The 642-nt window shown below is 43.0% G+C and carries 1 rRNA gene; it reads right to left on the bottom strand.

Going from position 1 to position 642, the window contains the following annotated elements:
- Positions 1-484, bottom strand: a 23S ribosomal RNA gene (locus DC53_RS22745); the annotation flags it as partial.
- Positions 485-642 lie beyond the last annotated feature (158 nt).

Raw genomic sequence — 642 nt, 5'->3', positions numbered from 1 at the left:
GGTACTGGTTCACTATCGGTCTCTCAGGAGTATTTAGCCTTAACGGATGGTCCCGCCAGTTTCAGACAGGGTTTCACGTGCCCCGCCCTACTCAGGATACCACTATCTATTATATTGCTTACTTATACGGGATTATCACCCTCTTTGATGCAACTTTCCAGATGCTTCTAATTCGCGTTACATAGAATATCGTGGTCCTACAACCCCAACAATGCCGTAACATTATTGGTTTGGGCTGTTCCGCTTTCGCTCGCCACTACTTACGGAATCACTTTTGTTTTCTTCTCCTCCGCCTACTTAGATGTTTCAGTTCAGCGGGTTTGCTTCCTTGCGGATACTATATCTTCAATATAGTGGGTTGCCCCATTCGGATATCTACGGATCAATTCGTGTGTGCCAATCCCCGTAGCTTTTCGCAGCTTATCACGTCCTTCATCGCCTCTGAGAGCCTAGGCATTCCCCATACGCCCTTATTTTGCTTATTGTTCTTTTTGTCTTTTATTATTTATTACCTTGGTAATAATTTTATAGACTTTGTGCTTTCTAATTTTATTACTTTGTTTTTTATCTCAATATGTCAATGAACGTGTTCCTTTCGGATTGTGGAGAATATCGGAGTCGAACCGATGACCTACTGCGTGC

The organism is Pseudoalteromonas fuliginea, from assembly GCF_000690055.1.
Lineage (GTDB): Bacteria > Pseudomonadota > Gammaproteobacteria > Enterobacterales > Alteromonadaceae > Pseudoalteromonas > Pseudoalteromonas fuliginea.
This window is presented reverse-complemented; position numbering and strand designations above follow the sequence as displayed.